The organism is Acinetobacter johnsonii ANC 3681 (assembly GCF_000368805.1).
GTDB lineage: Bacteria > Pseudomonadota > Gammaproteobacteria > Pseudomonadales > Moraxellaceae > Acinetobacter > Acinetobacter johnsonii.
Genome location: NZ_KB849705.1, coordinates 219,281 through 230,769, shown reverse-complemented (window position 1 = coordinate 230,769; position 11,489 = coordinate 219,281). Strand labels below are relative to the sequence as shown.

Sequence of the window (11,489 nt, the reverse complement as noted above, 5' to 3'; positions counted from 1 at the left end):
CTTATCCAGGATGTTTAACCAAGAAGATAAACGACAGCGTGAATTAAACTTGGGCCAAACAGCACCATGAAAATACCTGCCAAAACCATACTGAGACAGGCCGCGACACCTTCTTCTTTATGACGTCTGAAAGCAGTGCTGGTACCAAAACCATGTGCGGCACTACCCAATGATGCACCTTGAGCAAATTTAGAATCCAGTTTTAGAACAAGTAATACGGTGTTAGCCAAGAGCCCACCAACAATACCCGTAATCACAGTAAATAAAATCACCAGCTCGACTGAGCCTCCGACGGCTTGCGTGACTTCCATGGCAAAAGGGGTAGAGATAGAGCGGCTCATCAGACTGTAACTGGTCACAGCATCAAAATGGAATAAACGTGCCAAGTAAAAAGAGCTGACTACGCCAACCAACATACCCACGATAATGCCTAAAGCAATCGAAAAAGCATGCTGCTGAATGACTTTGCGATATTCATAGATCGGGATGGCAAATGCGACCGTTGCAGGACCTAACATCCAGACTAACCATTTGCTGTAGTACATATAGTTGTCATATTGGATGTTGAAAAACACCAGACACAAAATAATCAGACAGGGAATAAAAACCGCTGGTGAGAGCAATACATAAGGATGTTTTTGATAAAACTTTTTACCCCAAAGATAGGCCAGTACAGTCCCGATAAAACAGATCAAGGCAACGAAATGAATATGCATGATTGTTCCTTAAATTTGACTTTTCAACTGATGTGACTGCTTGGGCTTTTTTTGAAACTTGGCTTCAATCTTAAAGCCCAAGAAAACACAGTATGCAGTGCAGGTCATCACGCAAATGGTCCCAAGGACAATAGATAAAACGAGTTGCCAACCTTGGGTAAGAAAAAGATGTTTATATTTGATTAAGCCAATAATACAAGGAATAAAAAACAACAACAGTTCAGCTAAAAGTAAATCCGAACCCGACTTAATCCAGTCCAGCTTAAATAGACCCGCTAACAGAGAAATAAGTAAAAGCGTTAGACCCACGACCCCACCTGATATCGGTAAAGACAGGGCGACTTGTATCAGCGTTCCGATATACCAAATCCCAATCAGTAAACCTACTTGAAGAGTAGAACGATAAGGCAATTTGAACGAACGCATTGGAAGGCCACAGAGTATAAGTTGTTGGTGTTATTTTAAGTTTGACCTGATCGTGTAATTATGAATAATAAAATAATAATTATGCTTAATTGGAATAATTTTGGATTTTAAAGCGCTAAAAATATTTGTGCAACTGGTGAAAAGTCACAGTTTTAGTCTTGCTGCGGAGGAACTATCTGTGACTCAACCCACTATTAGTAAATCTTTAAAACAATTAGAAGACGAGATAGGACTGCCTCTATTTCATAAAGGTGAAGCAGGGCGAAAGCGAGAAGTCAAACTGACCTATATGGGAGAACAAGTCTATCTGCATGCCCTGCAGATTTTGCAGCAGGAGCAACAGATCTTTGAAGCAGCAGACCAAATTCGTGGGTTGAAACAAGGTGTGTTGAGATTGGGTTTGCCACCTTTAGGCTCAGTATTGTTGAGTTCCTTAATCGTTAAATTTCACAAATTGTATCCCAACATTGAATTGAACTTTTTAGAAGTCGGTGCGACAGGCATTGAAGAAGCCATTTTGGCCAAAAAAATCGACGTTGGGATTCTATTGGGCGAGTTAAAACCCAGCATTCAAGGCATTCAAATTATCGATTCACCGTTGTGTTTGCTTTCCAACTACGATTCACAGTGGAGAAAGCGCGATGTGGTGCAGTTTGCTGAACTTAAAGAAGAATCCTTTTTACTGTATGCAGACACCTTTACTTTAAACCATGTGATTCTAGATGCGGCGATGGCGGCTGGTTTTGAACCCAAAGTGTTATGCAAAAGTAGCCAGTGGGACTTTATTGCCAAAATGGTCGAGTCAGGTGTCGGTATTGCTTTATTGCCGCAAATTTATTGTGAGCAGTTAGATCGCGCAAAATTCAGTGTCAGTTTAGTGGAACAACCTAGCTTACGTTGGAACTTAAATATGGCATGGAATTCAACCGTGGTGATGAATCCTGCAACACGTGCGTGGTTATCGATCATTGATGAATATAAAGATCAAATTCATTTTTAGAAGTTTCATCTTCAGACACGCTTTATTAAAAAATGATCACTTTGGTTACGTTTTGATTATCTAAAATTACCTTTTGATTACAAAAAAATGTCTAAATACCAATTTATTGATCAATAATTAAACAAATATGTTTCATAAAATCAGATCAGAGTCTCTGTGCCCGATTTTTGTATAGTCTAAGTGCAAACATAAAAACGGAGGCTAAATGTTTAAATTTAAGAATGATATTGTGCATGGTGCGCTTTTTGACATGGATGGAACAATGTTTGATACCGAACGTTTACGGTTTCAAACCTTGAAACAGGCATCCAAAGAGCTGATTGGGGTTGAGTTTTCAGATGCCTACCTTATGGCATGTTTAGGCTTAAGTGCAAGAAGTGCGGAGGCCTTGGCGCAAAAGCAATATGGACAGGAAGTTCCTTATGCCGAGATTCGTAAGCGGGCAGATGAATTAGAATTAGAAACAGTGCGCCAATATGGTGTGCCGATTAAAAAAGGTTTGGTACAAGTTCTAGAACGCTTACGTAAAGCAGGATTACGTATGGCTGTGGCGACCTCTAGTCGAAGAGCGATTGCTGAAGAGTATTTAATCAATGCCAATGTTTATAAGTTTTTTGATGTTTTGGTCTGTGGTGATGAGGTTGAAAAGGGGAAACCACATCCTGAAATTTTCTTAAGTGCAGCGCAAAAACTAAATCTTGAACCAGCGCAGTGTTTTATGTTTGAAGACTCTGAAAATGGTATCCGCTCGGCACGTGATGCTGGGGGCATCTGTGTACTGTTTAAAGATATTAAAGAACCCAATGCAAGCATGTTGGCACATACCAATTATTATTTTGAAAATATGTATGACTATCTAACGGAATTAGATATCTACAGCTCACATCTGGAAATGCCTAATTTACAAGAAAGCTTTCCCCAAACTTTAAATCAACTGACCGTGGGAATTCATGGATTTGGTGCCATTGGCGGAGGCTATATTGCACAAATCCTGTCGCATTGGGATGGCTATACGCGTCCTAAAAAAATCTATGCATCTACCCGAAACAGTTTATACCGTTCAGCTGTAAACGCTTTTGGGGCGTATTGTATTCGCTATGGGCAAGTGTCTTATGATGAGCGTATTGAAAATATGCATATTATTGATGCTGAAGACTTACAGCAGATGCATGCCATGTATGTCGAGTCGAGTTTAATTGCGATTTGTCTAGCTGAAAATGCTTTAGCCAGTGAAGCAGCGACCATTGCACAGGGCCTCTATGCACGCTATCTGGCGCAAGATGAGCAAGTTCAAACTCCACTGACGCTGTTAATTATCTTAAATAAAATTGGTGCCAAGCAGTTGGTTCTAGAGCAGGTACGTAAAGCATTGGTAGAGTTAACAGACCATGCTGTTGCCGACTTTATTTTAGAGCAGCACTATTTCTGCGATACGGTAGTCAACCGTATGGTGTCTAAGCTGAGCGATAAAAATCTATATCGTCAACTGTGCATTAAATACAATATTTTTAAGCAATATCAACTTGATGATGAGAGTAATCAAATTGAAGTTGAAGATGTTAGTAAACTCAGTGCAGAACAAGAACGCCGTGCCAGTGAGTATGTAGAAGATTTAAGACAAAATTTTCAACCGAGTCATATTTTACAGCATATGGATTTAATCCTTTTCAATGCTGAAATGGATATGCCGGTCTACGTGGAAAACAAAAGTCCCTTACTCAGTAAAATGCGTCAAATGATCTTGGTAGATCAAATTTCAGATATTCAGCTCATTAAAAACCGTTTATGGAATGGCGTACATGCCATGACTGCGTGGTATGCGAGCCTACTCGGGCATCAGACCATTGGCGTAGCGATGGGCGACCCGCGAGTGCAGTATTATGTTGAAAAACTGCTTGCAGAAGTGACGCAAGGTCTGGCGCATTATCTGCCAAAACGCAAAAATGATTTAACGCGTTTAGCCCGAAGTTTTGATCAATCTTGCCAGTATGCCTATAAAGACCCATGTAGTCGGGTTGGGCGTGATCCACTGCGTAAGTTGAGTGCATTTGAACGTGTATTTTCATCGGTAGCGTATAATGTCTCGCATGGATTTTCTTTTGAAGCGCTATTAAGTGGTGCGATCTTTGGCTATTTGTATTTGATGGAAGAAGAGGAACAGCCCATAGATGTGTTGTTAGGGCATTTGAAGCAACAACTTCAACAGATGAACCTGTCAAAAGCGCACAAAAAAGCGCTGTATTATGTCATTCAAAAACGTCTCAATGAATATCAAAAAGGTGAGCTGGGAATGGAAGATTTTATGATCCCTGACCAACCCCAAAATACTGAAATGAGCTGTGCTTAAGCCTTCATGACGTTCAGATGTCTTTGAGCCGACTAAAATGTGAAAACATCATAAGAAAAGCTGGGTAAAAAGAGCTTTTCTTATGGTCTTAAATCTTTTAACGTTAGACCTAAGAGAGACTTGGTTTTTTTTACAATGAAATGGGATGAGATCGGGGAACAACCGTGTTCAATTGCACGAACGCTGTCGGTGATTGGCGATCGGTGGACGATGTTGATTTTACGAAATGCATTCTTGGGTGCACGCCGTTTTGAAAGTTTTCAACAAAACTTAGGTGTCACTCGTCATGTGCTTTCTGAGCGTTTAAAGCGTTTGGTTGAACATGATATTTTGGAGAAAAGACCCTATACAGATCGCCAAGAGCGCTTTGAATATTGTCTGACTGAAAAAGGTTTGGCTTTATACCCAGTACTGATGTCCATGGCAATATGGGCCGATCAATGGATGGACGAAGGCTTAGGTCGTCCCGTGCAATTTATTCATAAAACCTGTGGGCATAGCATTCAGCCACATTTGGTTTGTAACGAATGTGGTGATACTATACATGCCAAAGACATCAAAGCGATACCGACACAGGTTTATGTCGATGCTTTTGCTGTTCAATCAGACGTTAAACAAGCTTAAGTTTATAAACAGTTTGCAGGTTTTGGCACGCCTGCCAAACGACTCAGATGGCGCGCTACAAGCCCAGTATTAAACTTTTCTTGCAGTATGGCATTATTGATGTCTGCACTGACTGTTTTCATTAAAAACTTAATCAGCGGACGTGTTGCAGGTGAGTGTCCAAACTGTTGGTAAAACTGACGTACTGCCATGAGGATTTCAAAGTGCCAATCGGTCAATTCAAGCTCTAAAGATTTTGCTAACTCTTTTGCAACCTCTTGATTCCAAATGGTGTAATCAACCAAATGACCATCTTGGTCTAATTCTAAATTCATCTAAACACTCAAAATTATTTTAAACTGATACAACGACTATGGTTTAAGCATAGCTCAGCAAACCTAGCATAGCTGATGGTTTCTAGGTTACTCGAATGGATAGCAGCAATATTTTCAGCATCCTGTTCAAGCACAAATACACAAGCTAGCTGCTGAATAAAAGTATGCTGTATATACAGGGCTGCATCACCCATTAAAACCACATCATCCCCTGATTGATATAGGTTTTGTAATTTACTCAGCGCTTGTTCCGTCGCGGAAAATGGAGACTGCACGAGATAAAGTGTTTTGCTCATAGTTGTTTCCTTACCAATATAATACATGGGCAAACTGTTGTATTAAATTGGCATTAAGTTCAACACATTCAATTTCTTGCTCTGTTTGTTGAACAAAGGCAGAAGCTTGATTCTTAGTTTCAATCCAAATTGGGCTCAGGTCATAAAACTCAAAGCTATCAACCATGTTGGAAGCCAGTTTAAAAGCATGCTTTAAGGGTTCAAATGACTGAGCATTGTTTAATAAGCTGAGTGCCGCATCTTGTAATAAGACTTTGACTTCACAGCCAAAAGTCGCAAGAACCATCGTTGCAGACAGGCTTTCATGCACCTGCAAAGAGTTCAAATTGGCTTGGGTTAAAATAACCAGTACAGATTTCACACAATATACCTTTTAAAAGCAACAAATTCTTGAAAACTTAGCACTTAGAATTGAATTAAGCGCTCTGCAGACTGAACGGCATCGGCCAGTTCCCCTAGGCCTACCAAGTCAAAACCTGTAGCAAGATTATGCTGTGCTAACTGATGACGCTGTGCATTTTCGGCATCGGTAATTCCTCGGGCCAAAGCTGCACTTACACAAACAGGCAGGCGAATGGCGAGTTTTTGCCACTCAGAACATAGATTCCGTTGGTCGTCAGGTACCCATTGCAGGGCATTGGCAACTTGAACAGCATCTTGGTAGAAAAACACTCGAAAGGGTTCATTTTTCGTATGCAGTGCTTGCGCTAAACCTAGAGCATGCCATGCATGAATTGAACTCGGTGCGGAGGTAATTAGTAATAAAGTACTCATCAAACTTCACTAGAGGAATGTCCAAACCTTGCTTGGTACATTCGGACTTCATAATAAAAAGGTAGTATACAATGATTTTAGGTGGTATCTATAAAATTTCACATCAAATACAAAAACAAATCAATAATAAGTAATTAAAAAACAGTATCTTACGAATAGATTAAAACATACGTCAGATGGAATCACATTTTAAAAACGCACAAAATACCCCGTATTTTCTTTCCTTTTACTACATTCTCGATAGAATAAAAGGCAATCTGCACCAAATCTACACCAAGAAAAATGAAGCTTCCGAAACCAATACAACGTGGGTCAACTTGGCGTATCACTGTTACTTTTGATAAGCAGCGATACTCAGTGACCAGAGATACTGCAAAAGAATGCGAGCACTGGGCATCAATTAAACTGCTGGAGCTTAAAACAGGTAAGGCTGATTTAGAACAAGGAATAAAGCCAGCATACCCATTTCGGCAATTATGCGATAAGTACTATCAAGAGCATGGCAGACACATGCGATCTGCTAGAACAATTATGCTCAAGATTAAAAACCTTGATCGCATTGCACCCAATGTTGCCGATAAGTCTATCTATGATTTTAAACCCAGCGATATTGTTGAGTGGCGAAATAAACGAAAAAAAGAAGTCAAAGTATCAACTTTAAGAAATGAGCATGCTATCTATTCGGCTGTTTTCACTTATGCCTTGAAAGAGCTTTTTTTAATTGAGTCGAATGTTTGGCAAACTGTGCCGATGCCAAGTAAGGAAAAATCACGAAATCAGCGGATTATGCCTGAACAGCAAGAAGTATTGCTTAAAGCGCTGGATTGGGATGGTGTATCTACACCTGAGAAGTCAAAGCACTATGTAGCATGGGCATTTCTATTTGCGCTTGAAACAGCAATGCGACAAGGCGAAATACTGGCAATGCGTAGGTCCGACTTGAGAGATGGTTTTGTACATCTGCCAATGACTAAAAATGGCGAGTCTCGAAACGTACCGTTATCGAAAGAAGCAAAGCGCCTGCTTTCATTATTACCTTTGGATAGCAATGTTCTGGTACCGATCGACAAGGATATATGTTGTGCAACTTGGGTGAGGGCTAAAAAAAGAGCGAATCTACCTCACATCAATTTCCACGATTCACGACATGAAGCAATCACAAGAATGGTTAAGGTTCGGAAATTACCAGTTGAGGTTTTAGCAAAGATCACCGGGCATAAAACGATTGGGATATTAATTAACACTTACTACAATCCAGACGCTCAGGACCTAGTTGAAATGTTTAATGACAGCGAGAGCTAATTAGCTCTCGGTCTGCCTCTTTTATTTTTTGTTGTGAGTATGCCGTGTGCTAGGCGAGGGTTGTACAAGCATTTGCCTTGTGTGCCTTGATTAATAGATGCAAGGCGCTCACGGATAGTTGTCGTTGATAGATTATATTTTTCCGCTAATTTAGCAGCAGATACTAATTCCATCTCAACTTCTTTCAGTTCTTTGACAATGCCACCACCGATGTTTTGTCCAAGCATAACTTGTGGTGGGGAATCTGACTCAATAGTGATTGTGTATTTTAAAGCTCCCATCATGATTCCCCTTTGGGTGGCTCTGGTAATAACGCCCAGTGTGTAATTAACTCTTGAACAAAAGCGCAGCCATCAATTGGGCAAGCAAAGCCAAAAGGGTGTTTATATTCAGCAGTTAGCTGTTCACTCGCAATAAAGATTTGATAACGACCATCAATGCGAGGTGATTGTTTCGTGTAATCAATCCATTCAATCATTTTCACCACCTAATTGGCCGCACTAAGTACGGCCTTATCTGATTAATTACCGAAAAGCTCTGATTCGCGTTTTTGCGCAGCATTAGTAATGCGTTGCTGGTCAGGATCAGACTGTTCCTCATACATTGGATCAATAAAGATGTTGTTAATTTCATCTTGGTTTTTAGCAGCTTCAATTTCAGCAATCGCTTTATCTACCCAAGGGGTATCGTCTGTATCAAACATGGATAGTTGATTTTCTAAAAACTGTTTACGTGCTGCATAAACGTTAAGCACATCGTTCATGTGATCGGGTGTAAGGTTCGGCTTATTGTCTCGAATGGTCTTTGCAACAGCTTCCAGTTCAGTAATATTTTGTGCATTACCGATTTGGATTTTTAAACCGCCAATGATCTGATCTGACTTAATCTCGTTTACTGCTGGAGCTTGTTGAGCTTCTTTTTTTTGAGCAACTAATTTTTCAGCTTCTTTTTGCAGTCTTTGCAATTCGCTAACACTTAAGTTTTCTTCCGATTGAGTTGGTTCAGGCTCATTTGTTTTAAATTCTGCTAGACGTTTAGCTATTGCCTCATGAAGCGGGGCACGCTGTTCGGCAGACCAAGCATTTGTATATTTAACTAATGCACTAACCTCATTTGCTGTCTTTGCTACTTTAGAGCGTTCGATAAGATCTGCGAGCAGTGTCTGATACTTTTCATCCTCTTCCGTAATTACAGCTTTTCTAGTTTGTGCGCGTGGTTTTTTCTCTTGTGCCGGTTCGTCTACTGGTGGTGCTTCTTCCTTTTCAGGCTCAGGCTTTTTTGCAGGAACATCAACATCAGTAACTTTGTATTTATCAGCATTGGCTTTCCATAGCTTGATCAATTCATTGCGTTCTGATTCATCAGATAAGGCATAAATGCTGCTTTCCAGTTCTTCTAGGCTATCCAACGACTTAGCTTTTAAAATTAATCCTTTAATGTGCTTAAAGTCAGATGCATTAATTACTTTTGATTCCGCTTCTGGTGTTACATCAATAATGCGGTCCTGTTCTTCCTCAGCTGAGCGCAAACCCATCAGCAATTCAGGTGCATAGACACGGCCAAAGAATGAAGCAGCACGGTAGCGAAGCATTTGCTCTGACATTGTTTGCCATTTGCTACCTTCTTTGGTGTACCAACCCTCCTTAACAGCCATCTCAATTGTGATTTTTGATGACTCTAAGCGTTCACCAGTTTCACGTTCGATAGCCCAGGCTACACAGCTAAAATCATGAATTTTGACAGTTTTAGATATTTTCTTTGGTTTGCGGTTTTCCCAAACAGTTTCCACGCATTCAACTTCTTTTTCGCCCAAATCTTCCAATTCAAAACGAAGGGCAGAGAAACGTCCGCTGCTATTAATACCAGCCATAATGAACTGAGATGACCAAGATGGGCGACCATTCACCAGATAAAGGTTTTGCATAACCATGAGTGGATCAGCACCCATGCGATTAGACATATTTAGAGCGATTACACAGTTAGATAAACCATTTGGGTTTGGTTCTTCGCGCCATAACTGGTTGCCATATTCATCTTTACCAGCTTTCTTTTGAATTGTTGCGCGGTACTGTTCCGGCACCAGTGTTGAGCTGGACAGCATTTTTGCAATACGTTGAGACAGTTCAAAAGCCTCAAGGTTTAAAAGGCCAACTGATTGGTTTGAGTTCGACATTTGAGTTTGAGCAGTCATTTTTAAAATTCCTAATTAGTTAAAATCGTTTTCTAAAGCTTGTTTAGTCATGTATTGCGGGAGGAATAAATCTTCCATTTCGAGTGAGTAGCCGTCCCATTCATTGATAAGAAGAGACTCAGCCAGTAATTCTTTTGATTTGTTGTATCGAGACTCACCAACACTTAAAAATAGGTCTGCTGCCTTGTACTGCTTGACGTTATGCGGAATTGAACTTTCAGCAACTAACAGGATAAAAGGCGGTTTATCTTCTGTTTGGTAGTACTGCTGGAAGCCTTCACGGTACATAACTGCAGAAAGGTCATAACCAAAGTCAGAACACTTTTTAGAGAAAGCATGTGCACGTGCATCGGTTGTAGTCTTTAAATCCAAGATCAAGCCATTTGGAAAAGCCTTACAGGGTGCAATGTGCCAATCAGGACGAATACGAAGTTCTAAGCCATAGATTGGATCGGTAAAGAATATGCTTGCTTCAGGCATACCGTAGTTGTTCTGCATGTCTGCATAAGAACTGAGTTTCTGTAGGTTGGCCACAATACGTTTTGCACCTTCAACCTGTTCAGCATCAACTAAAATTTTGCCTTGATTGGCCTGTTCCCAAGCTAAAGCCTCTTCTTTACCAACCTTTGTACGACGGTCAAACTTAGGCGCGATGATGAACTCATGTTCAAACTGTTCAGGCTCTAAAAACAGGGTGTGTGCCAGTGTTCCAAAGCTCATAGCTGTTTTAGTTTCGCGTTCAACTTCTTTCGCAATGTTGTTTGAGTAGAAGTGAGCACTAGAACGCAGCATGTCTTTTAACTGGCTAGAGCTAAACTCAGGGCGTGAGTGGTATTCCTCATTGCTCATTTTTTCAATGAGTGATGCAGTCGGTAAGTCTACAAATGCATTCATCTGATTAGCTCCTTAAAACGGCTTGCCAGTTGTGAGTTTGAAAATTAAGTGTTCTGCTGTACAAGCGGTGCTAGGCATTAAACCAGGATGCTTTTCATTAATTGCATCAACTAGCATCTGCTTGATTTTGTCTTTAGTTTCGACATCATCCTTTTCACGCTCTGCAATCATTGCATCAGCAAATCGGTATGTAGCTTCAGCAATTACAAAGTCCGCGTTACCTGTTTTCATTCCAAGGTTTGCAAGTAGGCCTTGTAAGGCTGCCATTGCAAATTGATCTCTTAAATCCATGAGCTCAGCCTCCAAAAACCAATGAAACAAATAGTGAAATACCCAACCAACCTAAGAGGACAAGCACAAAGAAGATGAAAGCTTCAATAGCATTCGCCTTGATAATGGCTAAACGAGGGGTACGCATTTCTGCAGGAGTGGGGTGCTGGTAAAGCACAGGCTTTGTATTGCTTTCGTTTTTAACGAAAGTCGGTGTTTGACTATGGGATGCTGTTTGTTTCATACTTATCTCGCTCTTTGAGTAAGCTCGCTAGATTTCCAGTCCCTGCGGGCTTTTTTGTGGGTACGAGACAAATATCGCATTAACGATAGTT

16 protein-coding genes are annotated in these 11,489 nt (G+C 40.5%); 4 read left to right on the top strand and 12 right to left on the bottom strand.

Annotated elements, in window-relative coordinates:
* Positions 1 to 14 precede the first annotated feature (14 nt).
* Together F946_RS05390 and F946_RS05385 are read right to left on the bottom strand one after the other, a co-directional pair.
* On the bottom strand, positions 15 to 716 hold the full coding sequence (locus F946_RS05390; protein ID WP_004979952.1) for an LrgB family protein: 702 nt from the start codon (positions 714 to 716) through the stop codon (positions 15 to 17).
* A gap of 9 nt (positions 717 to 725) precedes the next feature.
* On the bottom strand, positions 726 to 1,142 hold the full coding sequence (locus tag F946_RS05385) for a CidA/LrgA family protein (RefSeq protein WP_004979951.1): 417 nt from the start codon (positions 1,140 to 1,142) through the stop codon (positions 726 to 728).
* 100 nt (positions 1,143 to 1,242) lie between these two features.
* On the opposite strand from F946_RS05385, the gene F946_RS05380 reads away from it, so the two are divergent.
* The 3 genes from F946_RS05380 to F946_RS05370 all read left to right on the top strand — a co-directional run bounded on the left by F946_RS05380 (position 1,243) and on the right by F946_RS05370 (position 5,113).
* On the top strand, positions 1,243 to 2,142 hold the full coding sequence (locus F946_RS05380; protein ID WP_004693316.1) for a LysR family transcriptional regulator: 900 nt from the start codon (positions 1,243 to 1,245) through the stop codon (positions 2,140 to 2,142).
* A 205-nt stretch (positions 2,143 to 2,347) separates the two neighbouring features.
* Complete coding sequence (gene mtlD / locus F946_RS05375; protein WP_004979949.1) at positions 2,348 to 4,489, top strand: bifunctional mannitol-1-phosphate dehydrogenase/phosphatase; 2,142 nt, start codon at positions 2,348 to 2,350, stop codon at positions 4,487 to 4,489.
* 135 nt (positions 4,490 to 4,624) lie between these two features.
* A complete protein-coding gene (locus tag F946_RS05370) occupies positions 4,625 to 5,113 on the top strand; it encodes a winged helix-turn-helix transcriptional regulator (protein WP_004979946.1) in 489 nt (162 codons plus the stop codon).
* A gap of 2 nt (positions 5,114 to 5,115) precedes the next feature.
* Here F946_RS05370 and F946_RS05365 read toward each other — a convergent pair whose 3' ends face one another.
* The 4 genes from F946_RS05365 to tusD are packed head-to-tail and all read right to left on the bottom strand — an operon-like array spanning position 5,116 to position 6,497.
* Positions 5,116 to 5,427, bottom strand: coding sequence for a TusE/DsrC/DsvC family sulfur relay protein (locus F946_RS05365; protein ID WP_004979945.1), 312 nt, complete (start codon positions 5,425 to 5,427; stop codon positions 5,116 to 5,118).
* A gap of 14 nt (positions 5,428 to 5,441) precedes the next feature.
* Complete coding sequence (locus F946_RS05360) at positions 5,442 to 5,723, bottom strand: DsrH/TusB family sulfur metabolism protein (RefSeq protein WP_004979943.1); 282 nt, start codon at positions 5,721 to 5,723, stop codon at positions 5,442 to 5,444.
* Positions 5,724 to 5,733: 10 nt separating this feature from the next.
* Entirely contained in the window at positions 5,734 to 6,084 is a 351-nt protein-coding gene (locus tag F946_RS05355) for a hypothetical protein (protein WP_004979941.1), read from the bottom strand.
* A 44-nt stretch (positions 6,085 to 6,128) separates the two neighbouring features.
* Positions 6,129 to 6,497: a sulfurtransferase complex subunit TusD gene (gene tusD / locus F946_RS05350; protein ID WP_004979940.1), complete on the bottom strand. Its 369-nt coding sequence runs from the start codon at positions 6,495 to 6,497 to the stop codon at positions 6,129 to 6,131.
* A 282-nt stretch (positions 6,498 to 6,779) separates the two neighbouring features.
* Here tusD and F946_RS05345 point away from each other — a divergent pair, with 282 nt between their 5' ends.
* On the top strand, positions 6,780 to 7,799 hold the full coding sequence (locus F946_RS05345) for a tyrosine-type recombinase/integrase (RefSeq protein WP_035326457.1): 1,020 nt from the start codon (positions 6,780 to 6,782) through the stop codon (positions 7,797 to 7,799).
* Here the strand turns inward: F946_RS05345 and F946_RS05340 are convergent.
* Genes F946_RS05340 through F946_RS05315 form a run of 6 tightly spaced genes read right to left on the bottom strand, consistent with a single transcriptional unit; the run spans position 7,796 to position 11,398 of the window.
* Positions 7,796 to 8,080: a helix-turn-helix domain-containing protein gene (locus F946_RS05340; RefSeq protein ID WP_035326456.1), complete on the bottom strand. Its 285-nt coding sequence runs from the start codon at positions 8,078 to 8,080 to the stop codon at positions 7,796 to 7,798. The two genes, F946_RS05345 and F946_RS05340, sit on opposite strands and share 4 nt — an antisense overlap.
* Complete coding sequence (locus F946_RS05335; RefSeq protein ID WP_004979933.1) at positions 8,080 to 8,277, bottom strand: hypothetical protein; 198 nt, start codon at positions 8,275 to 8,277, stop codon at positions 8,080 to 8,082. The genes F946_RS05340 and F946_RS05335 overlap by 1 nt, the downstream gene beginning before the upstream one ends.
* A 42-nt stretch (positions 8,278 to 8,319) precedes the next feature.
* Complete coding sequence (locus tag F946_RS05330) at positions 8,320 to 9,990, bottom strand: hypothetical protein (protein ID WP_004979931.1); 1,671 nt, start codon at positions 9,988 to 9,990, stop codon at positions 8,320 to 8,322.
* Positions 9,991 to 10,005: 15 nt separating this feature from the next.
* A complete protein-coding gene (locus tag F946_RS05325; RefSeq protein WP_004979930.1) occupies positions 10,006 to 10,884 on the bottom strand; it encodes a PD-(D/E)XK nuclease-like domain-containing protein in 879 nt (292 codons plus the stop codon).
* A 12-nt stretch (positions 10,885 to 10,896) separates the two neighbouring features.
* A complete protein-coding gene (locus tag F946_RS05320) occupies positions 10,897 to 11,175 on the bottom strand; it encodes a hypothetical protein (RefSeq protein ID WP_004979926.1) in 279 nt (92 codons plus the stop codon).
* 4 nt (positions 11,176 to 11,179) lie between these two features.
* On the bottom strand, positions 11,180 to 11,398 hold the full coding sequence (locus tag F946_RS05315) for a hypothetical protein (RefSeq protein WP_004979923.1): 219 nt from the start codon (positions 11,396 to 11,398) through the stop codon (positions 11,180 to 11,182).
* Between the last annotated feature and the right edge of the window lie 91 nt (positions 11,399 to 11,489).

Excerpts from the sequence above, each read along its gene's own strand:
- F946_RS05390 (WP_004979952.1), bottom strand. The coding sequence starts at position 716 with ATGCATATTCATTTCGTTGCCTTGATCTGTTTTATCGGGACTGTACTG.
- F946_RS05385 (WP_004979951.1), bottom strand. The coding sequence starts at position 1,142 with ATGCGTTCGTTCAAATTGCCTTATCGTTCTACTCTTCAAGTAGGTTTA.
- mtlD (WP_004979949.1), top strand. The coding sequence starts at position 2,348 with ATGTTTAAATTTAAGAATGATATTGTGCATGGTGCGCTTTTTGACATG.
- F946_RS05370 (WP_004979946.1), top strand. The coding sequence starts at position 4,625 with ATGAAATGGGATGAGATCGGGGAACAACCGTGTTCAATTGCACGAACG.
- F946_RS05365 (WP_004979945.1), bottom strand. The coding sequence starts at position 5,427 with ATGAATTTAGAATTAGACCAAGATGGTCATTTGGTTGATTACACCATT.
- F946_RS05360 (WP_004979943.1), bottom strand. The coding sequence starts at position 5,723 with ATGAGCAAAACACTTTATCTCGTGCAGTCTCCATTTTCCGCGACGGAA.
- tusD (WP_004979940.1), bottom strand. The coding sequence starts at position 6,497 with ATGAGTACTTTATTACTAATTACCTCCGCACCGAGTTCAATTCATGCA.
- F946_RS05345 (WP_035326457.1), top strand. The coding sequence starts at position 6,780 with ATGAAGCTTCCGAAACCAATACAACGTGGGTCAACTTGGCGTATCACT.
- F946_RS05340 (WP_035326456.1), bottom strand. The coding sequence starts at position 8,080 with ATGGGAGCTTTAAAATACACAATCACTATTGAGTCAGATTCCCCACCA.
- F946_RS05335 (WP_004979933.1), bottom strand. The coding sequence starts at position 8,277 with ATGATTGAATGGATTGATTACACGAAACAATCACCTCGCATTGATGGT.
- F946_RS05330 (WP_004979931.1), bottom strand. The coding sequence starts at position 9,990 with ATGACTGCTCAAACTCAAATGTCGAACTCAAACCAATCAGTTGGCCTT.
- F946_RS05325 (WP_004979930.1), bottom strand. The coding sequence starts at position 10,884 with ATGAATGCATTTGTAGACTTACCGACTGCATCACTCATTGAAAAAATG.
- F946_RS05320 (WP_004979926.1), bottom strand. The coding sequence starts at position 11,175 with ATGGATTTAAGAGATCAATTTGCAATGGCAGCCTTACAAGGCCTACTT.
- F946_RS05315 (WP_004979923.1), bottom strand. The coding sequence starts at position 11,398 with ATGAAACAAACAGCATCCCATAGTCAAACACCGACTTTCGTTAAAAAC.